Origin of the sequence: Halobacterium bonnevillei, from assembly GCF_009831555.1 — an archaeon.
Taxonomy (GTDB): domain Archaea; phylum Halobacteriota; class Halobacteria; order Halobacteriales; family Halobacteriaceae; genus Halobacterium; species Halobacterium bonnevillei.
Genome location: NZ_WUUU01000024.1, coordinates 1 through 26,678, shown reverse-complemented (window position 1 = coordinate 26,678; position 26,678 = coordinate 1). Strand labels below are relative to the sequence as shown.

The window sequence follows — 26,678 nt, the reverse complement described above, 5'->3', positions numbered from 1 at the left end:
CTCGAACACATCCCGAGCGTGACCATCGCGCCCTCGGCCGGCGAGGAGGTCGCAGAGGGTGCGCCCGTCTACGCCCCTGGCGTCATCACTGCAGACGAGGCCCCCGACGACGCGCTCGTCGTGCTACACGCCGAACGGCGCCGCGGTGTGCCTCGGGCGCCTCGTCGGCGACCCGGACGCCGACTCCGGCACCGTCGTCGACCTGGAGCGCGTCCTCGTCTGACCGGGAACGAAGCGAAGGCCTTAATGCTCGAACCCGCGTCGGTGAAATCGTGGGACCGTGGGGTAGCGGTATCCTCGGCGGATGGGGTCCGTCGGACCTGAGTTCGAATCTCGGCGGTCCCACTTCCTTTCGTACTGCTTCTACACATATAGCGGTAGAGGCGCCAGCTCGTCAAAGTACTACTTTAGAATATCGGAATTAAGTCAGGGCTTTAAGTGTGGGTGGTCGGCGTGAGTCTCCGCGTCTCACGCACCCCCGGCCAGGACTTCAACGTCCTCACTCACTGCCCCGCCTGCGGCTACGAATTCACGCCGGAGGAACGCCGACACGTCCATCTCTCGGACCACGGACCCGCGGACTTCGGACTCGCACCACTCGGGGAGATCCCGGCCGACCACGACGCGCCCCTGTATGGGGGTGACGGACGGTGACCCGCGAGTTCGTCGCGGCCTCCGAGTTGCGGACGGACGGCGGCCCACAGGTCCGCCGACACGACTACTGGGAGACCGTTGCCGAGGACGCGCCGGAAGCCGGTGAGTGTGAGGTCTGTGGGTCCGACGGCCCCGATTGCCGGCGTGTCCGGCTTCCCGACCGTGACCGCGTGAAAGTCGCGCTGTGTGCCGCCTGCCGGCGGCTGTGGGGTGACGCAGATGCGTGACCACGCACACTCGCGGCCCACGCTTCGCCGGGGCTACTGGATGCAGTTCTGGGTCGCCCTGTACGCCCTCACCACTGTCTACCCGAACCCCGGACTGACCGCCCTCGTGGTGGTGCTCGTCGCCGTTCTGGTCGGACTCATCTACGCGACACGGCCGCCCGCTTGGAGGTGGTCGGCGTGAGAACGCTGGATCTGGCGGCCCACGAGTTCGACGCCCACCTGCATTTCGCCGAGAACGGCCTCGACCCCTGGTTTGGGGCAGACGCCCTCGTGAAAGACGCGGACGGCAGCCGAGCAGCAAAGTTCACCCACAACGGCGAGACGTGGGTTGCACGCCTTTCGTATCGTGACGAGGGCGGACTGTTGCCACCGACCGGCGGGATAACTGACGGTGGCGCTCGCATCGAACACGAGACAATCCGCGAATTCAGCGTCAAAGTCGCCCGCCACCCCGAAGAAGACCCCGTCCAAAAGCAAGATTTCACCGCACACATGTCACCACGGTGGGCAGGCCTGCACGGCGAGACCGACGACGGGGACGTAACCGAGATCCCCGTACCGCCGACACTCGAAAATGATGGCCTGAATATCCGCATCCAGGGCTCAAACATCGAATTCACGCGGTACCTCGACCTCTTCCAAACCGCCGCCCACGTGCTCGGGTTCAGTGCGCGATACTTCCAGGAGCCCGAACACACCAGCAACATCCTGGACGCCGAAAAGTACGCCCGCCTCCACCGCGACGCCAGCGGCCCCGTCCACGCCCGCGATGGGTCAATCGCCTCGATGGCACACCTCCTCGAGAACGACCGTAGCGGCTACCGGAAGCTCGTCCAGAACGACCAGGACGAAAAAGGCGAGAACGTCCCTGGATACTACCACACCGCCACGCTGGACGCACAACGGCTTGGTGAGGTGTTTCCCGGCCACCGCCTCCCCAAGGAGGTCAAACACTACTACGCCCGAGAGGCCGCACGCCTGGACGCCTCGGAGGCGCTAGCACACCCGAAGGTCGGCGCCTCCCTCCAGACCTCTCTCGTCCCCCGCACCCAGACCGTCCGCTTCGACGACCTCGTAGACTTAGAGCGCGAGCTAGATCAAACAGTCCTGTCCGTGCTCGCAGACGCCGGTCTAGACATCTCTCCCGACGACATGAGCGGGAGCGCGTACGTCGAGAGTGACGCCTACTGGACTCCGTCGACCAGCGAGCGCGGCCCCGACCCCATTCAACTAGATCTCACCCGAGTCCGCCAGGAACAGGAGAGCGTCGTTGTTCGGCATCTCGCCGATGGGCTCAGCCCCGTCCAGTGGGAAGCTCTAGACACGCTCATCACCGACGGCGGAGAACTCTCACCCGAGGACATTGCGACGGAGAACGACCGCCACGTCGGCAGCGTGCGCCGCGCGCTGCGGGCGATGAGCGAACTCGTCGACCGCAAGTACGGCGAATGTGCGCTCCGCAGTGAGTACGTCGCCGAAATGGTCCACGACGCCGTCCAGGAAGCACGCGAGGCGACGCGCACGGCCGTCGAGACAAGTGCGAAAGCCGTCGAAATGGCCGAACGCGAGGCCTCGGACGCGATGGCTGAGTGGGTTGCGTGGTGCAACCGCTACGGCGTCGATATCAGGAACCGAGCGGACGCCCTGGAGATCGACCTTGGCGACTTCGAGGAGGTCACGTGGGCGTACAACGGCCTCCCCAGCGTCGTCTCAAGCCGACTCCGAACGGCCTTCGAGGTGTGGACCAACGCCGGCCAGGACCCGGAGCGCTTCCGGCAGGCAGTCGTGAAGTTCCGCGCCAGCGGCGTCGAAGGCACGCGTCGCGCCTGGAAGGCGCTCCGGTAGCGCGGCCCGCGGCCAGTGGCAACACTACCAGACTACCACTACAGCTCAATTCTACTTATGTTCAACCAGCTGTATAGTGCAACCTCAGTTGAGATGGGCGTGCTCGTCCAGGGTGACCGACTAGATCGGGCCGGCTCCTCCGGCCGGGAGAACCGAACCAGGGGCGTTCGGTTCTCCCTTAGGGGTGTGGCTAAGGCCACCAATCCAAAACACACTGCACAGCTGCAGGCAGCTAAATATATTTCTTCCAAACTCTTTCTGTGACTTCCTTCACGTCAGCCGGCCCGCCCGAGAGCGGTAATAATATTACCCCCGGGTAAGTACAGCTAGATAACCGAAACGCGGGAACCGTACTATGTCCCCTACAATCACATTTGGTCAAAGCGCAGCTGAGACGATTGCTGGTGAGCTTGGGGTTACGGTTACCAAAGATGGATATCTGCTTGATGAGAATGATGAGGTCATCATCCCAAGTGGTGATGATGAGCCCCTCACAATTGAAGAATTTGGTGGGACTGGAGTTGGTTCCCGGGTGTTTATAAAAGACAACTTCAACTCTGTTTCAGAGTACGTCGAAGAATACCGTTCTGAGGAGTAATATGCCGGAGGGCGGAGATGAGAATGCGGATCTCGTCAAAACCGCCATCCGTCTTATTCGTTCAGAAGAAGTAGTTGCACTGAAAGACAGGGTATTTCGTGTCGTCGAGCGCGGTATCAGCGCTGTCTTCTCGCTTACTACGTCCGACGATGACGGTACACGGACGACATACAATCAAGATATTCTGGAACTCCCGGATCAGGAAGTAAAAATTGTTGAGAAGGGGGAAGGTGTAGAGCCTCTTCAACAAGTCGAAGAAGAAGGAGAGACGGTCGTTGAACTTAATCTGGATGCCTTCACTGAGGAAGGCAAACGAGAAATCTTAGATGAGGTTGTACCGACGGAGCAATCCCAAGGCCGCCTTCTGAAACACGAACAAGAAAGAGAATTTGAAGTCGCCGATGAGGCCCGGAGGGATGATAGGACAAAAGAAATTATAGAGTTTTTCTCAGAATATCTATCGAAACCCCAGCTGAAGCTGTTACGTAGGAGCCAAAGCATTCGGATTGCTTGGGAGAGAGACGATCGATATACCCCGCCAGAGACGATGCGAGAGTGGAAGTCTGAGTTGGAAGACCAGTTTGGAGAGACGGCTAACCTAGTTACAAACTTCTGCAGCTCAGGCTACTATGATCAGGGTGGTATTCTGAGGCATATTCTGGACGAAGTCGCGTCAAACAAAGATAGTGACGAAGAAATACAAGATACTTACACAGATATTGTTCTGGAGCATCCGTTCGTGGTCTACGTCGGGAGATACGATACTGCGGAGAAGATAAAATGCCAGGCCAAAACACGGGTACAGGAGTATGACTCGAACGAATATAGCATTCCCTACATTGATGTCCGGGCTCAGGGTAGGAATAACAAGAAAACCGCTAAGCAGGCTCTTAATCGACTCAATGAGGAGTTCAATACACTCCCTGTGGAGCAGATAGAGGGAGAAAGAGAGTTAGTTTACCGTATTGACCCTGAGAATGCAGAATTATAGCAATGTCTGCAAGCGAGCTTAATGATCTTCTTAATACACCGAAACTATTTCTTTTTCTTCCAGCTGTAAATCACACGCTTCTAGTAGCTACCACCTCAAGAACCTCCGAGTTTCTCTTTGCGATTGTTGCACTCCTATCCTCAGCTGTGGTTTATAATATTCTCGACGGATCCCGGTTCAGAAGGCAGACAAGGTTAGAATCTGGACAACAGGAGTATTCATAGCAGCAGCAATTGGTTGGCTTGCGTCCTTCGTGGCTAGTCTTATGAGACTTAGAGAAGCTTTCATGCAGGAAATGTTACTCCACGAGATTTTATTTTTTGGTAGTATTGGCTTCGTCTGCGTCGTACTGAGCCACCTGCTATTACGGCTTGAAGATGAGTACGAAAACAGTCTGTAGTAGGTGGCAAAGGCGTGTGAGGCCTCACGGTTGGTAGTCTATTAGCTCACTTCTTTTGAAGATCCCATCACACCCACACGCCCCAGGGCAAACACGCGCTAAGAATCGATTTCCCAGATATGCACACGAACCGGGAAACCTCGTGTGCATATTTCGGCGCCCATCGTGCTCACGGTGAGGGTCGCGGGTGGGGCCTGCGGGGAGATCGAGGCATTTTGCCCCGAATCACCCCAGCCAGTGAACGTAGTACAACGGTTTTCAGGACTCGTGTGAACGAATCCAGCATGCGAATCCGCACCGACGGCGATTACGCCCACCGCCTGGATAGCATCGAATCCGCCATGGATGCTCTCAATGAGAACACTAAGACTGCCGCCGTGCTCGCCGCCTGTGAACACATCCGCCAAGACCGACGCCGAAAAGAGAAGACCCTGAACCACCCCGACATGACCGAAGACCTCGCAGAGGCTCTCAGCACCAGCGAACTCCAACTGACCCACGAAGTCGAAACAGCCATCACCGTCGACTAGAGGAAATCACAGAACCATTCACAAGGTGGTTATTTTCACCGTAGAACTCGGCGAAGATGCTTGTACGTAGATATGCGTATCGAGGGTGCTGACACTCTCGCTCGCTACGCCCCGCTTACAGCTACCTCGTAGGAACCACCGTTGTACTCTACATACTCGTAATCAATCCAGACCCCGTAACTGACCTCCTCTGAAATCCAGGCATCATTATCCTCACTATTCACAGCAGAGACGAAGACCTCCTGCTGGCCTGAAGACATTGAGAATACTCAATGACATTCTCTACGGTTGGCGCTGAATCTACCTTCTCCACCGTGAGTGCATTACTTGGATGTCCTCCCTGGTCATCCGAGGAACGAGAAATACAGCCCGCCGTTACCAGACAGAGTATCAGAACGGTGGCGACCGCTCTCCTCATATCCGAAATCTACCGAGTCAGTGATGAATATCTTGTGTGGCCTCAGTCATGAGAATCAAGCGAGTGACGCCGATCCGGGTGGTGGATTTTGACTTGCTCGCTCCCCACAAAGCGTTTAATCCCCATATTCTTACACATATTTATGCCCGGTAAATACTGGTCTCGGCATCCAATCTGCGTTCTCACACTCATTATTGTTACCGCTGGCTGTCTGGGAACCTCGCCATCGGGCCCAACAGGATCCACAACATCCGATTCAACAGAGACCGCGCCTGCGACGATACCGGAGATGGCCGACCATCTCACGGTTCACGAAGAACTCACTACCAACCACACGTACCATGCTGAGAACAACACCATCGAGTACATCGAGGAATACCGGACTTCGGTCAACGAAACAACAGGGAGTGTAACTAAAGAACCGGTCTACGGGACTGCTCCCGCAGACACCTGGCTGAAGTACAAGGGTGAATCTATTGCAGCCCAGGCAGTCCGTCAAGAACTCACCGCGAATGCGTCCAATCGAACCTTAGACGGTATCACCGTCGTGGGATCATCCAAGCCGACGGTGCACGTCGCGGTCGTCTGGACGCGCAACAAGGTCGGTGACACCACCCACACGCCACACCTCCCTCAAGAGACCCTCCACGAAAACATCCCTGAAGACGTCACTGTCACACTCAGCGTCGGCGAAAAGCAACTGACGAGAACCTACAATGTCACCGTCAAAGAGCGAACCAAGATGTGAAACCAGAGACGTCAAGCACGCCGTTCATACTGAATGCCGAACCATCTTTCTTCCCGCGAATAGAGTCGATCCCTATGGTTCTTTTCTGTACTTATCGCTTCAATCCAAGCATGCCAACGGTTCGATGACACCCTGGTTGACTAGTCAGTTTGTCGTCGCGGAGACCGTGTCTTTCGCTGACGTGATCGACACAGCCTGGAGTTCTGGTTCCTGACCCCGTCCGGTAGTCGCCCCGACGGACCGAACGCGTCCTCGCGCTGTCAGTTCCGTGCACCACCAGATGATCCGCGAAGCCACACCAGTACCGCGACCCCGTACCCGTTGGCTGCCCGACTGGGCACGGTACAGTTGACGGCTCGTCGTGCGCAATCACCCGGATTTCGGGAGCGTCACAGTGAACGTCGCGCCCGCCGAGTCGTCGTCCTCGACCCGGACGTCACCGCTGTACTGTTCGACCAGTGTCTCGACCAGGTAGAGTCCGATACCAGTCCCCGTACTCTCGAGGCTCCGTTCACCCTTCCCGAAAATCGCCTCCTGTTGGCCTGCAGGCACTCCGGGCCCGTTATCGGAGATTGTCACCTGGACGGTGTCCGCACGCGCTTCGGCACGAATCTCGACAACCGGCGCGTCCTTGTCGTTGTGCTGGACGGCGTTGTTCAGCAGATTCCGGAAGACCGACGAGAGCATTTCGTTCGCCTGGACTTCGACGTCGGGAATCGACCCCGCAGCGGAAATCGCTGCGTCGGGATACGCTTCCTGCCGGAGGGCGATCTCCTTTTGCAGCATCGGCCGGAGTCGAGTCGGATAGACGTCCATCTCGTCGTCGCTCGCTAACGTCTCGACGTAGTCGCGGGTGATATCGGTCAGTTCAACGACGTGTTTGCTGCTGCGGAGGATGTTCTTGAGGTGCTCCGCACCAGCTTCGTCGATGTGGTCCTCGAGCAGCTCGCCCCATCCGAGAATGATCGACATGTCGTTGCGGATGTCGTGGCGAACGACGCGATTGAGGATCGCTAATTCTTCGTTCAGCTGTTCGAGTTCCTCCTCGTGCCGTTGCTGCTCGGTGACGTCTCGAATGGATGCGAAGACGGCGTCCGCTCCCTCGTATCGTATCTGGGCGGCGCTCACTTCTGCGACTCGCTGGCGCCCGTCCCGCGTCTGAAATCGCACCCTGTACCGGGACGGCGGGTCCTCACGTTCCGGGTCGAGTCGGCGTTCGTACCGGCGTTGAACAAGCGCCTGGTCATCTGGAGCGATCGCCGCCAGGAACGACGTCCCGAGGAGGTCGGCCTCGTCGTAGTCAGTTAGTTCCGCGAACCTGGAATTGACGAAGACGATGTCGCCGTTCTGGATGATCAAGATGCCGTCGTGACTCTGTTCGACGAGCGTCGAGTACTTCGCTCGCTCTTCGGCGAGTTGGGTCTCACGCTCTCTGCGCTCGGTGATGTCGACGAACGACGCCATAACCCCGATGGGGTCACCGTCGTCGTCCGTCAGGAGGCTGGCCGCGCTCCTGACGTAGAACGTCGACCCATCGGCTCGGACGGCCTCGAGCTCACCTTCCCACCCGCCCCGCTCTCGTACCGTATCGAGGGCGGCTGCTGCCTTCTCGGTGTGCTTCCAAACCGCTGTCACCGACCGCCCGAGGACGTCGTCCCGGTCGTCGTACCCCCACATGTCGAGGAACGCCGGATTCGCGGCCGTGAACTCGCCGTCGAGGTTCGCGATGACGATTCCACTCAGGGACGACTCGTAGGCATATTCGTACCGCTGCAGCTGTTGCTCTCGTTCCTTCTGCTCGGTGATGTCCTGGAACACGCCCCGAAGCAGATCCGCGTTCCCCGACTCGTCCGTCCGAACCTCCCCGTACGCACGGACGTCTCGAACTGTGCCGTCGGGGCGGACGATACGGAGTTCCCGTTCGTAGTCGCGCCCCGCTTCGATCGCCTCGGTGACGGCGCTGTCGATCTCGTCTCGGTCCTCCGGGTGGTAAAACTCGAGTGCCGTTTCTAACGTCGGCTCGTAGTCGTCTTCGACGCCGTGAATGCGACGGACCCCGTCGGTCCAGCAGAGGTCCTCCGTTCGCGGATTGTACTCCCACACGCCGATGTCGGCGACCTCCTGAACGCGACGGAACAGGAATTCCTGGCGCTCGAGTTCGCGCTCGCGCTCCCGCCGTTCGGTGACGTCGCGGAACACCCACAGGCGACCGTAGTTGGTGCCGTCGTCGCCGATGACCGGGGCTGAATAGCGGTCGAAGACGCGTCCATCGCGAAGCTGAACCGTATCTCGGCTCGTCTCTTCGGGGTGATCGTAGAGTTCTTCGACGAGGGCCAGGAATTCACCGGGGTCCGCGACCTGTTGGTCGACGACCCAGTCCAGGAGGGCCGTATCCGACTCGGTCTCGAGCAGTTCGTCGGGAATCTCCCACATCTCGAGGAACTGCTCGTTGTAGGAGACGACAGTACGGTCCTCGTCGACGAGGAGCAGTCCGTCGATCGTCGTCTCCATCTGTGCTTCCAGTAACGAGGACTGGTACTCGAGTTCCTGGTGAGACTCCTTCCGGTCAGTGATATCAGTGATGAACCCCTCCAGAGCGGTAACGGTACCACCATCGAGGACGCCTCGGCCCTGTTCCCAGACCCACTTTTCGCCGCCGTCAGCAGTCCGGATGCGATATTCGATGTTGAACGGGCGTCGTGCTTCGACCGCCTCTTGAACGGTGTTCCAGATGCGGTCCCGGTCGTCCGGATGGATGACGTCCGCTCCGTAACTGACAGTTCCGTCGACCAGTTCGGACGGGTCGTAGCCCGTGAGCGCGCCACAGCCCTCGCTGACGAAGTTCATCGGCCAGTCCGGGTCGTTTTCGCACTGATAGACCATCCCCGAGAGGTTGCTGAGTAGCGTCCGAAACCGCCGTCGACTCTCCTCGAACCGCTTTTCCGTCCGCATCTGGCGGACTGCGTTTTCGACCCGATTGGCCAGGACGGTGAACTGGTCTGAACCGGGGTTCTTCTGGAGGTAATCGGTAACCCCGGCGAAGATGGCGTCGCTTGCGACTTCCTCGCTGCCCTTGCCGGTGAACAGAATGAACGGGAGGTCGGGGTGCTCCTCGCGAACGGCGTCCAGGAACTCCAGGCCGTCCATCCCGGGCATCTGATAGTCGCTCACGATGCAATCGATGCCGCCCTCGGAGAGGCGCTCTAATCCCGCAGTTGCACTCGTCGCAGTTTCGACGACGAAGTCGTCTTGTTCCGCTTCGAGGACGGCCGCAGCCATTTCCAGGAAGCTGGGTTGGTCATCGACGTGGAGAACGGTGATCGAGTCCGTCTCCACGAACGACGTGGCTGGTGGCTCTATGCGACCGGCGTGAGCGGAGTTCATCTTGGCTAGACATAGCGGAGCAGAGATAAAAACGCGAGGCCTGTTATCGGGTGTTGAGGAGTGTCTGCAAGCGCTCTCGGCGTCCAATCGCTACCCGCTGAACGCCTCGAATAGTCTCCGTCCGGGCACCGGATAGCGGCCACGATCGAGGGAGCGCGAATCGCGGAACGGACCTGCAGGATCGACGCGCGATACAGCAGTAGCACGGCTTGAAGCCAATCGCCTACTCGCTGGTTCGACGTCAGTCGAATCGTCGAGTGGCCGCCGTCGGTGTCCGCGGACACCTCGCCGCGGGACTGTTCGACTGTCCAGCGGAGAACCAGAGGGGCGCACTGGGGGCGTTCCGGCGGCGTCCCGATGCTGCGCTCGATGCCCTCGGCGTCGCCGGCCGACAGCGACCCGCTGTGGTCTGAGAGCGCGAGCGCGAAACGGCCGTCGCCCCCAGAGACAGCCCGTGTTGGGTCCGGCCGCCCCGTTCGACAACCCGGGTCCCGGCGCGGGGCGTCACTCCGCCTCGAGGTCGTCGAGTCGCCACGTGAAGATGCCCTTCAGGACGACGACCAGGCTGTTGGCCTCCCCGGAACCCCAGATCGCGGTCTCGGTCCGGCCGTCGTCTCCGTCGTCGACGAGCACGCTCACGAGCGTCTGCTCGCGGTCAACGAACAGGAGTCGGCTGGCGGGCGTGTCCGACCACACCCACAGGGAGTCGAATCGGTCCGCCGCTGGGACCACCTCCTCGATTTCGGCCTGGACCGCGGGCGACCCGCCGCCGAGTTTGACCGAGACGCCACGGTCGGCGGCCGACGCCAGCGCGTTCACGACGTCGTCCGTGAGCACGTCCTCGACGCTCATGAAGATGAGTTCGTCGTCTGCTCCGGCGATGAACTCAAGAACGCGGTCGGTCACCGTGTCCCGGCCGTCGACCGTCCAGACCCCGCGCTGTTCGTCCCGGCGTTCGACCGGTTCGAGGTCGGTCAGGGCGTCCGTGAGGACCTGCGTGTGGTGGCGGTACTGCTCCTCGAACGTCCGGCTGGTCGTCTCGGCTGACACCGCCCAGAACTCCATCGGAGAGGACTGTTGGACGTCCACGAGGCCCAACTCGGCTAGCTCGTCGGTCGCGTCGTAGACCCGCGTCCGCGGAACGTCGACGACCTCGCTGACGTCCTTGGCGGTGCCGGTGCCGAGGCTGACGAGCGCGACGTACGTCCGCGCGGCGTACGTGCTCAAGCCGAGCTGTTTGAGGGCGTCGATTGCCGTAGAACGTGGGTCGTCTGGCGTCTCTGAGCTCATGCCTTCGCTCGTTCGGCGTCGAACCCCGCCACGGAGTGTGGCCGGGATCGGCACGCGCCGTAGTGGTTGGGACACAAAGTGGACGCGTGCCAGTAGTGGTGTTGCAGGGCTGCCCGTATAATCGTTTTGTGATAAAGTGGGTTAATCATCAAGTGTGCGCTCGGAATCCGAAAAAGTAGTGTATCGAAACTTCCAGCTATTGTCACTGAGGGAGTGACAACACTCCCGGTTCCCGTCTGGGAATCGGAGCGTCGCGATCGAGAGCCGTTCAGGCGAGCGTGCAACGGACCACAGCGCCGACGAGCGGCCCCGTCCGAACTCGCATCCCCGACGTGTTTCAGGGCTGTATGCCGATGGGACGTCGGGGGAAGCCTGCTGCAGCGAGGGGGTCGCCGCTGTAGATCCGCTGGCCGCGGTAACTCCAGTAGTAACAACGACTATCTGTCGGGGCGTCCAATTTAAAGAGGACGCCCCGGACGAAGCCGGGAACAGGGTTGGGACACATGAGTACGAACGACAAACTAGCGGAAGCGGTAGACGTCCTCCAGGAACTCGGCCTCAAGGAGTACGAGGCGAAGTGCTTCGTGGGCCTGACGAGACTCTCCACGGGGACGGCAAAACAACTCAGCGAAATCACGGACGTACCGCGGACGCGCGTCTACGACGCCATCCGCGTGCTCGAAGCACAGGGGCTGGTGGAGATCCAACACTCCAGCCCCCAGCAGTTCCGGGCAGTCCCGCTGGACGAGGCCACCGACACGCTCCGCGACCAGTACCAGAACCGCGTCGACCACCTCCGGAGCGCGCTCGAGGACGTCGAGAGCGTGGATGACGACGAAGAGGAGATCGTCCAGGAGGTCTGGACGCTCTCCGGGAAGACGGCCATCTCGAACCGCACGGAAGACCTCGTGGAGGGCGCCGACGAGGAGGTCGTGCTTGTGGTCGGCGACGAGTCGCTGCTCACCGACGAGTTGCTGGCGTTGCTGCGTGACGTCAGCCAGGAGGTCGACCTCCTCGTCGGCGCCGTCTCCGAGACCGTGGAGGCGAGGGTCACGCGCGCCGCCCCGTCGGCGACGACGTTCGTCTCCGGTCTCGACTGGTTGCACGGAGCCAAAGGCGACGGCGAGATCGCCATCGGCCGGCTGCTCCTGGTCGATCGCTCCAAGTTCCTCGTGAGTTCGATCGTGGCGAAGACCGGCGACGAGAAGGCCATCTTCGGCAGCGGGTTCGGGAACGGCCTCATCGTGCTCGCGCGGCGACTGATGGCTCAGGGGCTCGTCGCCAACCGCGATCCGAGCAAGCACGTCAGCGACTGACCGAACGCGCCCGCGGACGACGCAGTGGCGAGCCCGGGAAGGTTCGGGTAGCGACCGAGGCGGTACTCCGTTGTTCAGGGCCTCCCCCGGACGTTCCGGCGGGAGAACGAAGTAGCTAGCAGGAATGCGCGTCGGACGGCGCGGCCAGCGAGTCCGTCGTTGGGCAGCGTGTCACGACAGCAGCGCGCCCGCGAGCGCGACCTCCGCGACGTTCCCGGCGATTTCGGCAGTCCGCGTGATACTGTGGAGTGTTCGCGTCAGCGGAGACGCGACCTCGGGGGATTCCTCGTCGACGCTCCGAGCGAGTTCGCGGCCGCGTTCGACAACGCGGTCGCGTTCGTCCAGCGTGGCGTTCGCCCGGTCCGTTCCTGACCCGTTGACGACGACGTCCGAGGCGTCAGCGACGAGTTGGCGTGCGTCAGCGGCGAGCGCCACCACGTCGTCGACGAGGGCCGGCGGAAGACTGTCGTCGACGCCGTCGGCGACGCGTGCGACCTCGACCGCGTGGTCGGCGACCCGCTCGAGTTGTCGTGCGACGGAGTAGTACCGGAACAGCGTCCGCCTGTCGATGCCGAGCTTGTCGATCTCCTCGAGGTCGGACTGTGAACGGTTGAAGTGCCGCGCGATCAGCGCGAACACGCGGTCCACCTGGTCGTCGCGTCGTTCGACCTGGGCGGCGTCTGCGTCGGCGTCGGCGAGCATCCCGACCGCGGCTTCCTGCATCGACACGGCGTTGAAGCGGAGCTGGAGGACCGACTGCTGGATCGAGATGTCGTCGGCGTCGAGCAACACCCGGACGGTGATTCGGTCGTCGCTCTCCGCGGCGACTTCCGCCCCGGTGAACGAGCGCGCCGTTTCGCCGATTACGCGCCGCTGCTCGGACGTGAACTCGTCCGCCGCAGTCAGCGTGATGCGCTCGAAGCCGGTAGTGTAGGCCGCTCGGAGTTGGCGACCGGCGACCGCGGGCGACGCCCCCTCGACGGTAGTGGTGGTCGACGCGAGGTCACTGTCGTCGCGCTCGCGCCGCCGCACCACCAGCGACCCGTCGAGGTGCGTGTACAGGTAGACGGGCGCGCCGGCCTCGACCCCACAGTTGTCGGCCCACTCCCGGGGGAGCGAAACCGTGTACGTGCCGCCGCCGACCTGCTGGACTTTCCGTGTCTCCATCAGTAGACTAGCTCCGGGTTGCTGTCCGCCGCGTACAGCGTTCGCGCGGCGACGTTCACGGCGTGGTCGGCGACGCGTTCGAGGTCCCGGATCGTGAGGAGGAGCCGGCAGACGTCGTCCAGCAGTGCTTCGACGCCCCAGGCGCGCTCGCCGGCCGCTCGCTCGATGAGGTCGCGGAGCACGCGGTCGCTGGCGGTCTGGCAGAGCGCGTCGACGTGGTCGTCGCGGGCGGCGATGTCGTAGCACGCTTCGGTGTCCTGTCGAGCGTAGGCGTCCATCGCGTCCGCGACGAGCGCGTGAACCTCGTCCCCGATTCCATCGACGTCGACGCCTGTGAGGTGGTCGTTCCTGGCGGCGAGCGCGTACCGGCCGAAGTTGGTCGCCAGGTCGCCGATACGCTCGAGGTCGGTGATGACCTTGAACGACGCCGCGACGAACCGCAGGTCGCCGGCGACCGGCTGCTGGAGCGCGAGCAGGTCGATGCAGTCGCCTTCGAGTTCGAGGTAGCGCTCGTTCACGTCGTCGTCGCCGTCGATGACCTCGCGGGCGAGCGCGTCGTCCCCGGAGTCGAGCGCCGTCAGCGAGTGCTCGAGGCGGTCCAACACGAGGTCGCCCATCGCACAGACGTCCGAGCAGAGCGCGGACAGCGAGTCCTGGTACGTCTCTCTCGTCACCCGAATCACCCGAACTTGCCAGTGACGTAGTCCTCGACCCGCTGGCTCTGGGGGTTCTCGAATATCTGGTCGGTGTCGCCGTACTCCACGAGTTCGCCGCCAGTGAGGAACACCGCGGTCTGGTCGCTGATGCGGGCGGCCTGCTGCATGTTGTGCGTGACGACGACGACCGCGTAGTCCTCGGCGAGTTCCTCGATGAGGTCCTCGATCTTCGCGGTGGCGATGGGGTCGAGCGCGCTGGCGGGTTCGTCCATCAGGATGACCTCAGGGTCGACCGCGAGACACCGCGCGATGCAGAGCCGCTGCTGCTGGCCGCCGGACAGCCCGAGCGCGTTGTCGTCCAGGCGGTTCTCGACTTCGTCGTACAGCGCCGCGCGGCGGAGCGCGCGCTCGACCAGCTCGCGCTCCGCCCCGGTGTCGTCGCGGCCGAGCAAGCGAGCGAGCAGGCCGGTGTCGAGGTCGCCGTGCTTCCGCGGCCCGTACGAGATGTTGTCCCGGATGGACTTCGGGAACGGGTTCGGCTCCTGGAACACCATGCCGATGCGTTTCCGGAGCTCCACGAGGTTCACGCCGTCGCCGTAGACGTCCGTCCCCTCGAGCGTGACTGACCCGTCGACGCGTGCGGCCTTGATTCGGTCGTTCATTCGGTTCAGACACCGGAGGAACGTCGACTTCCCGCAGCCCGACGGCCCGATGAGCGCGGTCACTGACTCGTCGGGGATGTCGAGTGAGACGCCCTGGAGCGCCTGTTCGTCCCCGTAGTAGACGTCGAGGTCTTCGATGGAGAGTTTCGCGTCGCCGGAGAAGTGGTAGTCAGTCCACTCCTCGCGGACGCGCTCGCTGGTTTCGCCGATGGTTGTCACTCGCTGGTCTGGTTCGTGGGTTGCTTCGGTCTCACTCATGGTGTAGTTTCCTCCTGAAGTAGAGCCGGCTGCCGACGCCGATCGCGTAGAGGCCGACGACGACGAGCAGCAGGACGAGTGCGGTCCCCCAGCCGAACTCGGTGTTGGTGAACACCTCCTTTGGGAACACGCCCGCCGTGATCGTCGAGTACAGCTGGTAGGGCAGGGCGCTGGCGGGGGACAGCAGCGCTTCGTTCGTGACGAACGGCGGTTCGATGCCGAACTCGAAGCTCCCGATGACGTTCGGGGAGCTGCTGGGATACGGCGACCCACCGAACACCAACAGCAGTGGGGCGGTTTCGCCGGCGATGCGCCCGACACCCAGGATGATGCCCGTAATGGTGCCCGGCATGGCCGCCGGCAGCACGACGCTCCTGATGGTCTGCCACTTCGTGACGCCGAGCGCAGCGCTGGCGTCCCGGTGTTTGTCGGGGACCGCGAGGATAGCCTCCCGGCACGTGATGAGCACCAACGGCAGCAGCATGAACCCGAGCACGAGCTGCCCGACGAAGATCGAGTTTCCGCCGCTGATTCGGGGCACGAGGAACGCCAGCCCGAACAGCCCGAACACGATGCTCGGCGTACTCCAGAGGCCGTTCGTGGCGACCTCGACGACCTGCGTGAACCGACCGCGCTCGGCGTACTCGGTGAGGAACACCGCGGCACCGACGCCGAGCGGAACGGCGAACAGGACGGCGCCGAACACGAGCCACAGCGTCCCGATCACGGCGGGGAGGACGCCCGGAATCTCCACGAACAGGCCGCCGGTCTGATTCAGCAGGAACGGGAACTCCGCCCACGGCACCTGCAGGCCGACGAACGGGAGCGTGAGGTGGCCGCCCGTCAGGCTCGTGCCCGTGAGCACGGTCTCGAGGCCGTTCGTGACGATGAACGCGACGAGGAGTGCGAGCACCCCGAGCATCGCGAACACCACGGAGCCGACGAGGTAGTACGCGCCCGCCTGTCGCCCCTCGGCGCCGAACCCCAGTTTCGCTTTCGCGCCACCCCACGCGCCCAACAGCGTCGCGAAGACGACAGCGACCGGTACGAGTTCGCTCCCGGGGAACACCGCAGCCGACCAGGACGGCGACCACGTCCAGTTGGCGTCGATGCCACCGAACGCGACCGAGGCGCCGAACAGTGCGAGAATCGTGCCGAGGGGAACGGTCGAGCCGACGTCCTCGCGGGGGAGCACCGAGCCGAGGAAGCCGCCGACGCCGAACACGGTGGCGACGGGCAGCCACAGGCTGAGTGCATCCCCGAGCACGAGCGTGGCGGCGATGCCGCCGAGAATCGCCCACAGCAGGCCGAACACGAAGCCGACGGGGACGCCGGCCGTCGAGGACGGCGTGGCGTCGAGGTAGCCGAGTCGCGACCCGACGCCCACGAAGGTGAGGCCGGCACCGATGAGAACGACCGCCCCGCCCAGCAGCTGCAACGCGGGCACGCCGGCGAGCGTCGCGGTCTCGTCGACCCACTGCAGGAGCAGCAGCCACGCCGCGACGAACGCGAGCACGGACGTTCCGAGCACCACCTGGGACACGAGTTCGCCAGTCGTCGAATCAGCCCCGGTGAGCCGGTTCCGAGTGACGTTGCTCATCAGCGCTCGCCCCCGAGTTTCTGGTACATCCGCCACTCGACGTACTGCGAGGTGACGCTCAACAGCATCACCGTCACGAACAGGACGACGCCGCCCGCGAACAGCGCGCTCATGTGAATCCCGCTGGCGTTTCCGCCCTCGAACGCGATGACCGTGGTGAGCGTCTCGCCGTAGTTGGAGAACACGTCGAAGACGGGCGACGGGAACCCCTTCGTGTGGGTGAGCATCACGGTCGCGGCCATCGTCTCACCGAGGGCCCGGCCGACGCCGAGCAGGACGCCGGCCGAGACGCCCGACAGCCCCGCGGGGATGGTGACACTCTTCGTGGTCTGCCACTTCGTCGACCCCATCGCGAGCGCGCCGCTCTTGACCGACTCCGGGACCGCGTTGAGAGCGTCTTCGGACACCGTGACGACCGTCGGCAGCGCCATGATGCCGATCATCAGACCGGCCGCGAAGTACGTCCCGATGGTCGGCGTGCCGAACTCCACGTAGAAGTACTGGTTCACGATGGTGAGGCCGATGAATCCGTACGTAATCGAGGGGATGCCGGCCATCAGTTCGATGCCCGGTTTGACAACCTCGCGGACGCGTCGAGGTGCGATCTCGCTGACGAAGACTGCGCCGGCGATCCCGATCGGGGCGGCGACCAGCGTCGCGATGACGGTCGTCACCGCGGTACCGGCCATCATCGGCGTCAGCGCGTAGACGCCGCCCTGGTTGGACGTCCACAGCGGTTGTTCGATGCGCGTGAGGACGTCGAGGCCCATGTGCCGGACGATTGGCTCCGACCGTACCAGGAGGAACGCGATGATGAGTGACAGTATCGACACCGTCGCGACGGTCGTCAGGAACGTCAACGCCTTCGCTGCTTCCGCCTGGTATCGCGACCACCCGACGGCGAACGTCGCGACGAACGCGATCACTGGCAGGACGGTCCATTCCGAACCGGCGAGGAACAGCAGGAACGTCGCGACCACTGACGCGAAGACGAGGGCGTGCATGGCGATTGCGCCGTCGGTGGTCCGCGACCGGTAGTCCCGCGCCCGCTGCCTGGTCGCGACGAGCCGCCCGGCGGCGTACGCGCGGAGCCGCGACGGTGCGTCCCGGGTCTGTTGCAGTATCTGGGTCATGTATACCGAATAGAGTTGGTTGTGTACGCGAGCCCGGTGGAGGCCGGCTACCTACCGCCCGGTCACTCGTAGTTCGAGGCGGCGACCGCTTCCCGCTGGGTTTCCAGCCGCTCCTGCGGGAGCTTGAAGTAATTGTTGCCCTTTACGAAGATTTCCTGGCCGAACTCGCTCAGCAGGAAGTTGATGAACGCGGCCTCCTTCCGCGAGGTGTCCTCCCACGTGTACGCGTGGAGGTCGCGGGACAGCGGGTACTCCTGGGCACCGAGGTTCTTGCCGTACTCGTAGAGCGTCCCGTCGATTTCGAGGCCGAGAGGCGGCGTGCCGCCCTCCGGTTCCACGAACGCGAGCGCGATGTACGCGATTGCGTTGTTAGCTTGTTTGACCGCCTGCTGGAGCTGCTGGTTCTGGCCGAAGCGCTGGTCGGGGCTGATAGCGGCGTTCGGGTCGCCGTAGACGTTGTTCCGGAACGCGGTGTCCGTGCCGGAGCCCTCGGCCCGGCCGAGTGCGAGAATGTCGCGGTCTGGGCCGCCGACTTCCGACCAGTTCGTGATCTCCTGACGGTAGATCTTGCGGAGTTCCTCGATGGTGATGGATTCGAGGCCGTCGTCCGCGATTTCCCGGCTGACGACGATGGGCTGACCGTCGACGCCGACGACGTGGTCGACAAAGTTCTCGAGTTGGTCTTCGTCGCCGCTGCCGGCGAGTTCGGCTTCTGCGGAGGCGCTGGAGTCCCCGATGTCGACGCGACCCTCCATGACGCCCTCGACGCCGGTGCCGGAGTGACTGAGCGCGACGCTCACGCGGAACGGCGGGTTCGAGCGCTCGCCGGTGGGTTCGTAGCCGTACTGACTGGCGAAGTAGTCCGCGAGGCGCATGTCGGTCCCGTACTCCTCGGCCCACTCGGTGGGCCAGTAGTCGCCGTCGCCGGCTTCGGGGTTGGAGTTCCAGTAACTCCCGCCGGTGTTCGTGATGGGGAACACCGTCGACGAGCCGTCCGCGGTCAGCACGCTGGCGTCCATCTGGTTCGATTGGTCGCCTCGTGTCGTCTCCTGGCTGCTCCCGCCGTCGTTTCCGTCGGACGCGTCTGTTTCGGCCGCGGGCGTATCGGGTGAATCGTTGCCGCTGCTGGAACACCCGGCGATCGCAGCGACGCCCGTCGCGCCGGTCGCCGTCACGAATTCTCGCCGCGATACCAGGTCGGACAGCCGGTCTGAGTCGTGCGCCATCAACAGGTCCTATCACAGCACCACATATGAACTATAATATTTTTTATATATAGGCCTGTGAGGGGTGCTGACGGGTACGTTCGACACAGACCGGACGGGTGGCCTATATACCGCTCCGGAGTCGAGGTTCCGCTGTCGGCATCCGCACCAAGGGCCCGACTGTACCGGGGAGACACTCGGCTCGTTGGAAACTGCCTGTGCGGGACGTCTGGGGCAACATCGCCAGTAATTATAGGAGAATTTACTTGTAGGACGTAGAATGAAATACCCCGGAGTGGTACGTGGACGCATGACAGGGGCGTATCGGGTGGTGCTCAGGTCCACGGAAACGAACCCCTCGCAGGACACCCAGGAGAGCGTGCTCCCCGCCCTCTCACAGACGTTCGGGTCGCGGATCGACGTCGACGCGACCGACATCTCGCCCGACGACAGGCTCCGGTCCGCGCGAATCGGGACTGTGACCGTCGCGGACCCCGACGTGCTCTGCGAGGTCTACGAGTACCTCGAACCCAGCCGCCTCGTGAAGATCACGGACATCCAGACGAACGACGACACCGGGGTCGTCAGGCGGAAGCTCCACGAGGTCGACCGCGAGGCGGTCGACGGCCGAGACGACGTCGCTATCATCGGCGCCGTGGACGGCGAACTGCTGCTGCAGGTCAGCAGGGACGACGCAGGGTGACCGCGTGGCGCACCAATCGCTACCTACAATCGCCTGCGTTCGGGGTCGGAGCGGACGCGTCGCTACGGGGTCGTAAAATACGGGAAAGTCTGTTTCTCTGAAGGTGAACCGACTTAGAGCCGGGTCAGGTTCGTCGCGCGGGGGCCTTTGTCGGCCTCCTCGATGTCGAACTCGACTTCCTGTCCTTCCTCGAGGTCCGGGCCGCCAACGTCCTCCATGTGGAAGAAAACGTCCTCGTCCGCGTCCTCAGTCTCGATGAATCCGTAACCGCCTGTGTCGTTGAAGAAATCAACCGTACCGGTTGCCATTGCAACCTACGATATGCCGGGAACACAGATAATACTTCCGAGTCGACCGGTGGCACGGTACTGCGGAGCACGCTGGTGAGCCGACGCTCGCGAACAGCCTCGACAGCCACCAGCCGACGAACCCCAGCCTCGACCTGAAAGGACGCGAACACAGGACGCTTTAACCCCGGGTCACGTGGACTGCACCGATGAGAATCTCGACCGGCGTCTCCGGGCTCGATAGCCTCCTCGACGGCGGGCTGCCCGCGCGCCGCCTCTACACGCTGAGCGGGCCGCCCGGCAGCGGGAAGACGACCCTCGCAGCGCAGTACGTCACCGAGGGCGTGCGGAACGGCGACGACGTGCTGTACGTGACGATGCACGAGACGCGCAACGAACTCGTCGACGACATGGCGAACTACGACTTCGGGTTCGAGCGCGCCGCGAACGCGGACAACTTCGAGTTCCTGAACCTGACGCGGGAGCGCTCCCGGCGGTCGCTCACCCAGTACGGCCGCGAGTCCGGCCTCTCCTCGCGGCTCGCGTCGATGATCCGCCAGAAGGACTACGACCGCGTGGTGGTCGACTCCACGATGCTGCTGGCGCACTTCGCGGACGACGCCGACGCGGAAGTCACGCACTTCGCGACCGGTCTCAAGCAGACTGACGCCACCGTCCTCCTCGTCTCCGAGATGACGGACCCGACGGCGTACGCCGAGGAACACTACCTCGCGCACGGCGTCATCTTCCTGCACAACTTCCTCGAGGACGGCGGAATGACCCGCGGCATCCAGCTGGTGAAAATGCGCGGCACGAACATCGACTGTGACATCCGGGACGTCTCCTTCTCCGGGTCCGGACTGCAGGTCGACCCCGGACGCAAAGTCCGGCCGCAGTGATGTACGACGACACCTTCTCGCGGGACTGGGACGAGACGGACCTCGACCAGGAGGAGGCCGTCTGGCGGGCGTACGCGCTCGGCGTCGCGGCCGCCCTGGGCGACCGCAACCCCGACGAGTACCGCCAGCTCGTCGCCGCCACCGGACGGTCGCTCGTGGAGATGGCCTACGACGAGGGCAAGAGCTCCGCCGCCGACCTGGACAGCCGTCTGGCGTCCGACGACGCCGACATCGACGAGTCGGAGTTCCCGTCCCGGGAGCGCGCGGTGTGGTCCCAACTCATCACGTACGAACGCGGGAGCGGCGGCGAGGTCACCACGGCGAGCGGCGACAGCGACCGGATGGACCTGCCGGAGTTCCTCGAACGAGTGGACCTCGACGCCGTCGACCGCGACGACCTGGAGAGCCTCCGCCTCCCGGAGTTCCTCTCGCGGAAGTAACTTTACGAGCGCTGGTGTCCGACACCCGACTGTGCACCTGCTCGCTGCAACCCCTGGCGGCCTCCACCGGGTGACCCCGGAGCGGACAGTTCGCGTGCTCGACGTCGGCGTGAGAGCGGTTTCGGTGGCTGCTGACACCGTATACGCGGCTTCCGAGGCCGGCCTGTTCGCGTCGACGGACGGGGGCCGAACGTGGACTGACACTCGCGTCCCTGCGAGTGACGTACACAGCGTCATCGCGAGCCGCGGCGAAGTGCTCGCGGGCACGCGACCGCTCGGTCTCTTCCGACGGCGAGACGGCAACTGGACCGAGGTGGACGGCCTCCGACCCCTGGCTGCCAGCGAGGGCTGGCCGACGCCCGAGTTCAGAGACGAAGCCTGGGCACGGTCGCTCGCCCACGACGGCGACCGAACGCTCGTCGGCGTCGAGGTCGGCGGTCTCGCGCTCCGCGATGCGAACGGTGGATGGCGGTCAGTCGGACCAACAGAGCCAGATCCAGCGGTGAGCCAGCGTTGTGACGACGTCCACCACGTCGCCGTTCGCGGTCCGAGGGAGTGGGTGCTCGCCACCGGTGGTGGAGTGTACTGGACGACGACCGCAGGCGAGTCCTGGACGCGCCTCGACACCGGAGGGCGGCGGTACGCGCGAGCAGTGCACCTGCACGACGGCGAGTTGTTGGTCGGCGTCAACGACTCGCCGCCGCGCTGGAACCCCCCGAACGCTGCGCTCTACGCTGGCCCGCCGGACGACCTCCAGCCAGTCGCGTACCCGGGCGGTCCGGAGCGGTTCGTGATTTCAGTCGCTCGTAGCGGCGACCGGCTGTACGCCGGCGCCAACGACGGCGCAGTGTTGCGTCTCGACGACCGAGCGGTGACGCAGGTTGCGAGCGTGCCGGTCGATGAAACGACGTCGGAAGCCTACGGCGTCCGGTCGCTCGCTGTGGTCGGCTAGCTGCGGAGAACGACACTAGCGAGAAAGAGCGCGTCGCTCCGTCAGTCGTCGCGTTTCACAGCAGGGTTCGTGACCGCGCCGCGCGCGGCGGAGCCGAACTGGCTGCCGTACTTCCGGAGGACGCCGGTGTCGTAGCGGGGTTCGGGCTCGGACCAGTCCTCGCGGCGCGCGTCGAGTTCCGCGTCGGAGACCGCGACCGAGAGTTCGCGGGACGGGACGTCCACAGTCACTTCGTCGCCGTCCTCGAGAAGTGCGATGGGGCCGCCGGTCGCGGCCTCGGGGGCGACGTGGCCGACCATCGGGCCGCGGGTCGCGCCCGAGAACCGGCCGTCAGTGAGGAGCGCGACGTCGTCCTCGTGTCCCTGGCCGACGACGGCGGCGGTGACGCCGAGCATCTCCCGCATCCCGGGGCCGCCCCGCGGGCCCTCGTTGCGGATGGCGATGACGTCGCCGGATTCGATGCGGTCCTCCTGGACGTACGCCATCGCGTCCTCCTCCGATTCGAAGACGCGCGCGGGGCCCGTGTGCTGGGTCTCGTCCTTGCCGGTGACCTTGAGGACGGCGCCGTCGGGCGCGAGGTTCCCCGTCAGGACGGTGATGGCGCCCGTCTCGTGGTACGGGTCGTCGGTCGGCTTGAGGAAGTCGACGTCCTCGTCGATGGCTCCGTCGACCCCCAGGTGCTCGAGCTCCTCGGCGAGTGTCCGGCCGGTCACGGTGGCGGCGTCGCCGTGCATCAGGCCGGCGTCGAGGAGGCGAGCGATGACGACCGGGACGCCGCCGACCTCGTGGAGGTCGTTCATGACGCGGGAGCCGCCGGGCTGGAGGTTCGCGATCTTCGGCGTGCGGTCGCTGATGTCGTTGAAGTCCTCGATGTCGAGGTCGATGCCGGCCTCCGCGGCGAGCGCGAGCAAGTGCAGGACGGCGTTCGTCGACCCGCCGAGCGCGACCTGCACGGCGATGGCGTTCTCGAAGCTCTCCCGCGTGAGGATGTCGGACGGCCGGCGGTCCTCGCGCACGCACTCCGCGGCGAGGCGGCCCGCGCGTTCTGCGACCTCGTAGCGCTCGTCGCTCTCCGCGGGCGCGCTCGCGGACCCGAGCGGCGCCATCCCGAGCGCTTCCGAGATGGACGCCATCGTGTTCGCGGTGAACATCCCGCCGCAGGACCCGGCGCCCGGGCAGGCGTCGCGCTCCATCTCGTCGAGTTCGTCCTCGCTCATCTCGCCGGTGGCGACGGCGCCGACGCCCTCGAAGACGTTCTGGATGGTGATCTCGCGGCCCTCGTGCTCGCCGGGCATGATGGACCCGCCGTAGAGGAACACCGACGGCAGGTCGGTGCGAATCGAGGCCATCATCATCCCGGGGAGGTTCTTGTCGCAGCCCGCGATGGTGACGAGGGCGTCCATGCGCTCCCCGAACGCGACGAGTTCCACGGAGTCCGCGATGACTTCCCGGGAGATGAGCGACGCGCGCATTCCCTCGGTCCCCATGGAGATGGCGTCCGAGATGGTTATGGTGCCGAACTCGATGGGCATCCCGTCGCCGTCCTCCACGCCGTCGATGGCCGAGTCGGCGACGTCGTCGAGGTGCACGTTACACGGCGTGATGTCCGCGGCGGGGTTCGCGACGCCGACCATCGGCGAGGAGAAGTCCGCGTCGTCGTAGCCCATCGCGCGGAACATCGCGCGGTGGGGCGCTCGCTCGTAGCCCTCCGTGACGTCCGCGCTCGGCAGGTCCGAGTCCTTCTGCTGGCTCATGCGTAGGCGTAGCGCGCACAAGGGTTAAAACACGCCGACTAAACAGATGTTGCCGGTGGCTCGCCGACGCGGCGGCGGAGGCGACCCACCGGCGTCGACTAAACAGATGTTGCCGGTGGCTCGCCGACTCGGCGGCGGAGGCGACCCACCGGCGTCGACGAAACAGCGGTTACCGGCAGACAGCAGGAGCCGAGACTGTTCCGAGCGCTGGTGGAACTAGCTGACGCTACGCGGCGTCGGTCGTCAATTGAGACGACCAGAGGATGTCTCGGTTAGTGGGCGACTGGGTCCGTGCTCTCGCGCCCGGGAATGGGAATTTCTTATCGTCGTGGCCGGCGGACCAGGAATCGATGTATCTCGTCACCTTCCGCCTGGACCCCGGCGAATACGACGCGGAGTTCCACGAACTGAATGACGCGATACAGGCGGCAGCCGAGGACACAGACGGCTATCTCGGCAAGCGCACGTGGAACGCCCCGGACCGCGATGAGGTACTCGTCGTCTACTACTGGGAGTCCCTCGATGCGCTAGATTCGTTCGGCGACGACGCAGACCACAAACGGGCGAAACAGCGGTGGACGGAGTGGTACGACGCCTACGAAGTCACCGTGACCGAAGTCCTGGACGCGTACGGGAGCGGGTTCGGCGACGACGCAGACCCGCCCCAGTAGGACACGCCGGGTCGATGGATGCTCAGCGGCGACCCCGGACTACGGCTGTCCGCTCGTCGGAGTCGACAGCGGTCGGAGACAGTCGTTATTCGAGCACCTCGATCGTGTCCCCCGGGTGAATCGTCCCGGTTTCGAGGATGTCGGCTCGAAGCCCGCCCCGGTGGGCCAGCGGTTCGAGGACGTCTTTTCCAGTGCGGTCCTGTAGATACCGGCAGGGTTCGCAGAGTCGGTCGCCCCGGCAGATTGCGTCGCCGACGCGGAACCGCTCGCCGACGAGGTGATTCAGCGCGGCGTCCCGAGTGACGACGTTCCGCCGGTGTTCGCCCGGCGCAAGCGTGATGTCTGCCTCGCGTTCGATCGCGTCGATGGCTTCCTGTTCGATGAGCGTCAGGTCGTAGCCGTCCTGGCGGTCGTCGTCCGCGTTCCAGTTGACGAACGTCCCTGTCTCGATGTCGCTGAAATACCGGTCGCCCCGGAGGCCGCGGCCGGCGACGGCCTCGACGCCAGTGCGTTCGTCCATCTCGGCGCCGGCGTCGGGCGCAGTGAAGACGTGTTTGACAGTCCCCGAACCATTCATACGCACTGATTGCAGTCCGAGAGGAAATACCTCTGTCGCACCCGGTCGCGTCCGGGCCGCTACTGAACGGAAGCCTGGCGCCGACGAGACTCTGGAGTACTCCGAGAGCCCGTTGTCGTTACTCGGGTGTATCGGAGAAGGATTAAAACGGGTCGGAGCCGTCCGTCGGCTATGGCGACGTCGGAGACGAATCGGACAGCTCGTCAGCGGCCACCGCTCGGAGTCGTCCTCCTGTGTCTGTTCTTCGTCCTCTACAGCGGTCTCTGGCTCGTCACGGCAGCGTTCACAACGACAGCGATGGCAGCGCTCTCGATGAGCGTCGCCGTGGGCGTGTTGATTGTAACGTACTTACTGTACACCGGAAGCGCCGCCGGGTGGTGGATCACCCTCGTTTTCCTTGGGGGGAGCACACTCTGGCGGTTCGCTCTCGTGGCGCGAGGGGACCCAGACAACCTCTCGAACGCTGTGGGCGGCCTCGTTCTCCTCGCGTACCTCGTCAGCCAATCCGAGTTCTATCAACCGCTGCCATCGGGCGAGTGAGCGGTGCAGACGAAGTCCGGGCCGGTACCTGCAGTGGGAGTACACACTCCTCGGTTCCGCTTCCCGGCTGTTGCAGCGACTGCGAAGCAGACCGAAGGCGGCTACAATCGAGCCTGTTCGCGGACGCCGCCCGCGAGTTGTCGCTACCGGGCAGGGTTGCCGGTGGGGGGACAGGCTTTCACGGCTTGCGCCGAACGACGACGTATGTCCGTCCTGGTCGAGACCGGTGCCCGCCTCCACTTCGGGTTCCTGAACCTCTCGCTGTCCCACGACCGCCTGTACGGGAGCCTGGGGCTGGCGCTGGAAACCCCGCGCGTGGTCGTGACGGGCGAAGCCGCAGACGACGTTCGATGTCCGCACGCTCGGGCGCGAGCGTACGCGGAACGCGCCTGTGAGATTCTGGGCGTTCCGGGTATCGAGTTGACCATTCGCGAGGACCTGCCCGAGCACGCGGGACTGGGATCGGGCACACAGCTCGCCCTGTCGGTGCTCGCAGCAGTCGCGAGCGTGCACGACCGGGCGCCCGCAGTCCGAGAGCGCGCCCCAGAGTTGGACAGGGGCGGTCGGAGCGGTGTCGGCGTGGCGACGTTCGACGGCGGCGGCTTCGTGCTGGACGCCGGCCACCGACGGGACTGTTCACGACAGAAGCGCCACCGCGCGGCGCGTGGACGGTCCCGCCGGTGACAGCGCGGCACACCGTCCCGGCCGACTGGCGGTTCGTCCTGGTGCTTCCGGACGCGGACCCCGGGAAAACCGGGGACAGCGAGGACGAG

The 26,678-nt window shown here is 64.1% G+C and carries 27 protein-coding genes, 1 tRNA gene and 2 pseudogenes; 18 read left to right on the top strand and 12 right to left on the bottom strand.

The features are described 5' to 3' along the window. The 9 genes and pseudogenes from GRX66_RS05250 to GRX66_RS05210 form a co-directional block, all read left to right on the top strand. Positions 1 to 223: pseudogene (locus GRX66_RS05250) on the top strand (PUA domain-containing protein); the annotation flags it as partial. A 51-nt stretch (positions 224 to 274) separates the two neighbouring features. After that, a tRNA-Pro gene (locus tag GRX66_RS05245) sits at positions 275 to 345 on the top strand. Between the two features lie 108 nt (positions 346 to 453). Next, complete coding sequence (locus GRX66_RS05240; protein WP_159525593.1) at positions 454 to 654, top strand: hypothetical protein; 201 nt, start codon at positions 454 to 456, stop codon at positions 652 to 654. Next, positions 651 to 881 (top strand): hypothetical protein, encoded by a 231-nt coding sequence (locus GRX66_RS05235; RefSeq protein WP_159525592.1) that lies wholly within the window; start codon positions 651 to 653, stop codon positions 879 to 881. The genes GRX66_RS05240 and GRX66_RS05235 overlap by 4 nt, the downstream gene beginning before the upstream one ends. Then, positions 874 to 1,062 (top strand): hypothetical protein, encoded by a 189-nt coding sequence (locus GRX66_RS05230; RefSeq protein WP_159525591.1) that lies wholly within the window; start codon positions 874 to 876, stop codon positions 1,060 to 1,062. The genes GRX66_RS05235 and GRX66_RS05230 overlap by 8 nt, the downstream gene beginning before the upstream one ends. Then, positions 1,059 to 2,726, top strand: a complete 1,668-nt coding sequence (locus GRX66_RS05225; protein ID WP_325063969.1) for a DUF7845 domain-containing protein — start codon at positions 1,059 to 1,061, stop codon at positions 2,724 to 2,726. Before GRX66_RS05230 ends, GRX66_RS05225 begins: the two co-directional genes overlap by 4 nt. 355 nt (positions 2,727 to 3,081) lie before the next feature. Then, positions 3,082 to 3,324 carry a hypothetical protein gene (locus tag GRX66_RS05220; RefSeq protein ID WP_159525589.1) on the top strand — a complete coding sequence of 81 codons (243 nt, stop codon included), beginning with the start codon at positions 3,082 to 3,084 and terminating at the stop codon, positions 3,322 to 3,324. 1 nt (position 3,325) lies between these two features. Continuing rightward, complete coding sequence (locus tag GRX66_RS05215; protein ID WP_159525588.1) at positions 3,326 to 4,315, top strand: hypothetical protein; 990 nt, start codon at positions 3,326 to 3,328, stop codon at positions 4,313 to 4,315. 684 nt (positions 4,316 to 4,999) lie between these two features. Continuing rightward, positions 5,000 to 5,245 (top strand): DUF7692 domain-containing protein, encoded by a 246-nt coding sequence (locus tag GRX66_RS05210; RefSeq protein WP_233745325.1) that lies wholly within the window; start codon positions 5,000 to 5,002, stop codon positions 5,243 to 5,245. A 104-nt stretch (positions 5,246 to 5,349) separates the two neighbouring features. On the opposite strand, the gene GRX66_RS05205 is transcribed toward GRX66_RS05210, so the two are convergent. Continuing rightward, positions 5,350 to 5,505 carry a hypothetical protein gene (locus GRX66_RS05205; RefSeq protein ID WP_159525587.1) on the bottom strand — a complete coding sequence of 52 codons (156 nt, stop codon included), beginning with the start codon at positions 5,503 to 5,505 and terminating at the stop codon, positions 5,350 to 5,352. Between the two features lie 447 nt (positions 5,506 to 5,952). On the opposite strand from GRX66_RS05205, the gene GRX66_RS05200 reads away from it, so the two are divergent. Continuing rightward, a complete protein-coding gene (locus GRX66_RS05200; protein ID WP_159525586.1) occupies positions 5,953 to 6,411 on the top strand; it encodes a hypothetical protein in 459 nt (152 codons plus the stop codon). Between the two features lie 369 nt (positions 6,412 to 6,780). On the opposite strand, the gene GRX66_RS05195 is transcribed toward GRX66_RS05200, so the two are convergent. Then, positions 6,781 to 9,795: a PAS domain S-box protein gene (locus GRX66_RS05195; protein ID WP_159525585.1), complete on the bottom strand. Its 3,015-nt coding sequence runs from the start codon at positions 9,793 to 9,795 to the stop codon at positions 6,781 to 6,783. A gap of 504 nt (positions 9,796 to 10,299) precedes the next feature. After that, positions 10,300 to 11,085 (bottom strand): TrmB family transcriptional regulator, encoded by a 786-nt coding sequence (locus GRX66_RS05190; RefSeq protein WP_159525584.1) that lies wholly within the window; start codon positions 11,083 to 11,085, stop codon positions 10,300 to 10,302. Between the two features lie 503 nt (positions 11,086 to 11,588). On the opposite strand from GRX66_RS05190, the gene GRX66_RS05185 reads away from it, so the two are divergent. After that, positions 11,589 to 12,401 (top strand): TrmB family transcriptional regulator, encoded by an 813-nt coding sequence (locus tag GRX66_RS05185; protein ID WP_159525583.1) that lies wholly within the window; start codon positions 11,589 to 11,591, stop codon positions 12,399 to 12,401. Between the two features lie 171 nt (positions 12,402 to 12,572). Here the strand turns inward: GRX66_RS05185 and GRX66_RS05180 are convergent, their stop codons facing one another. The 6 genes from GRX66_RS05180 to GRX66_RS05155 all read right to left on the bottom strand — a co-directional run bounded on the left by GRX66_RS05180 (position 12,573) and on the right by GRX66_RS05155 (position 19,103). Beyond that, positions 12,573 to 13,568 (bottom strand): PhoU domain-containing protein, encoded by a 996-nt coding sequence (locus GRX66_RS05180; protein ID WP_159525582.1) that lies wholly within the window; start codon positions 13,566 to 13,568, stop codon positions 12,573 to 12,575. After that, positions 13,568 to 14,242 (bottom strand): phosphate signaling complex protein PhoU, encoded by a 675-nt coding sequence (gene phoU / locus GRX66_RS05175; RefSeq protein ID WP_325063968.1) that lies wholly within the window; start codon positions 14,240 to 14,242, stop codon positions 13,568 to 13,570. Before phoU ends, GRX66_RS05180 begins: the two co-directional genes overlap by 1 nt. Before the next feature lie 5 nt (positions 14,243 to 14,247). Further along, positions 14,248 to 15,144, bottom strand: a complete 897-nt coding sequence (gene pstB / locus GRX66_RS05170) for a phosphate ABC transporter ATP-binding protein PstB (RefSeq protein WP_159525581.1) — start codon at positions 15,142 to 15,144, stop codon at positions 14,248 to 14,250. After that, on the bottom strand, positions 15,137 to 16,744 hold the full coding sequence (gene pstA, locus GRX66_RS05165; RefSeq protein WP_159525580.1) for a phosphate ABC transporter permease PstA: 1,608 nt from the start codon (positions 16,742 to 16,744) through the stop codon (positions 15,137 to 15,139). Before pstA ends, pstB begins: the two co-directional genes overlap by 8 nt. Further along, entirely contained in the window at positions 16,744 to 17,877 is a 1,134-nt protein-coding gene (pstC, locus tag GRX66_RS05160) for a phosphate ABC transporter permease subunit PstC (protein ID WP_159525579.1), read from the bottom strand. The genes pstA and pstC overlap by 1 nt, the downstream gene beginning before the upstream one ends. A 62-nt stretch (positions 17,878 to 17,939) precedes the next feature. Beyond that, positions 17,940 to 19,103, bottom strand: a complete 1,164-nt coding sequence (locus GRX66_RS05155; protein WP_159525578.1) for a PstS family phosphate ABC transporter substrate-binding protein — start codon at positions 19,101 to 19,103, stop codon at positions 17,940 to 17,942. A gap of 289 nt (positions 19,104 to 19,392) precedes the next feature. On the opposite strand from GRX66_RS05155, the gene GRX66_RS05150 reads away from it, so the two are divergent. Continuing rightward, on the top strand, positions 19,393 to 19,785 hold the full coding sequence (locus tag GRX66_RS05150) for a hypothetical protein (protein WP_159525577.1): 393 nt from the start codon (positions 19,393 to 19,395) through the stop codon (positions 19,783 to 19,785). A gap of 113 nt (positions 19,786 to 19,898) precedes the next feature. Here the strand turns inward: GRX66_RS05150 and GRX66_RS05145 are convergent, their stop codons facing one another. Beyond that, complete coding sequence (locus tag GRX66_RS05145; RefSeq protein WP_011324233.1) at positions 19,899 to 20,093, bottom strand: cold-shock protein; 195 nt, start codon at positions 20,091 to 20,093, stop codon at positions 19,899 to 19,901. 188 nt (positions 20,094 to 20,281) lie between these two features. On the opposite strand from GRX66_RS05145, the gene GRX66_RS05140 reads away from it, so the two are divergent. The 3 genes from GRX66_RS05140 to GRX66_RS05130 are packed head-to-tail and all read left to right on the top strand — an operon-like array spanning position 20,282 to position 22,363. Beyond that, positions 20,282 to 20,971, top strand: a complete 690-nt coding sequence (locus GRX66_RS05140) for an RAD55 family ATPase (RefSeq protein ID WP_159525576.1) — start codon at positions 20,282 to 20,284, stop codon at positions 20,969 to 20,971. Then, positions 20,971 to 21,411 (top strand): hypothetical protein, encoded by a 441-nt coding sequence (locus GRX66_RS05135; RefSeq protein WP_159525575.1) that lies wholly within the window; start codon positions 20,971 to 20,973, stop codon positions 21,409 to 21,411. The genes GRX66_RS05140 and GRX66_RS05135 overlap by 1 nt, the downstream gene beginning before the upstream one ends. Before the next feature lie 31 nt (positions 21,412 to 21,442). Next, a complete protein-coding gene (locus GRX66_RS05130; RefSeq protein ID WP_159525574.1) occupies positions 21,443 to 22,363 on the top strand; it encodes a WD40/YVTN/BNR-like repeat-containing protein in 921 nt (306 codons plus the stop codon). 41 nt (positions 22,364 to 22,404) lie between these two features. On the opposite strand, the gene ilvD is transcribed toward GRX66_RS05130, so the two are convergent. Further along, positions 22,405 to 24,117 carry a dihydroxy-acid dehydratase gene (gene ilvD, locus GRX66_RS05125; RefSeq protein ID WP_159525573.1) on the bottom strand — a complete coding sequence of 571 codons (1,713 nt, stop codon included), beginning with the start codon at positions 24,115 to 24,117 and terminating at the stop codon, positions 22,405 to 22,407. A 350-nt stretch (positions 24,118 to 24,467) separates the two neighbouring features. Here ilvD and GRX66_RS05120 point away from each other — a divergent pair, with 350 nt between their 5' ends. After that, positions 24,468 to 24,788 (top strand): antibiotic biosynthesis monooxygenase family protein, encoded by a 321-nt coding sequence (locus tag GRX66_RS05120; RefSeq protein WP_159525572.1) that lies wholly within the window; start codon positions 24,468 to 24,470, stop codon positions 24,786 to 24,788. Between the two features lie 85 nt (positions 24,789 to 24,873). Here GRX66_RS05120 and GRX66_RS05115 read toward each other — a convergent pair whose 3' ends face one another. Beyond that, positions 24,874 to 25,365 (bottom strand): MOSC domain-containing protein, encoded by a 492-nt coding sequence (locus GRX66_RS05115; protein ID WP_159525571.1) that lies wholly within the window; start codon positions 25,363 to 25,365, stop codon positions 24,874 to 24,876. Positions 25,366 to 25,536: 171 nt separating this feature from the next. On the opposite strand from GRX66_RS05115, the gene GRX66_RS05110 reads away from it, so the two are divergent. Together GRX66_RS05110 and GRX66_RS05105 are read left to right on the top strand one after the other, a co-directional pair. Beyond that, entirely contained in the window at positions 25,537 to 25,905 is a 369-nt protein-coding gene (locus tag GRX66_RS05110; RefSeq protein WP_159525570.1) for a hypothetical protein, read from the top strand. A gap of 204 nt (positions 25,906 to 26,109) precedes the next feature. Further along, positions 26,110 to 26,678 (top strand): annotated as a pseudogene (locus tag GRX66_RS05105) (beta-ribofuranosylaminobenzene 5'-phosphate synthase family protein); the annotation flags it as partial.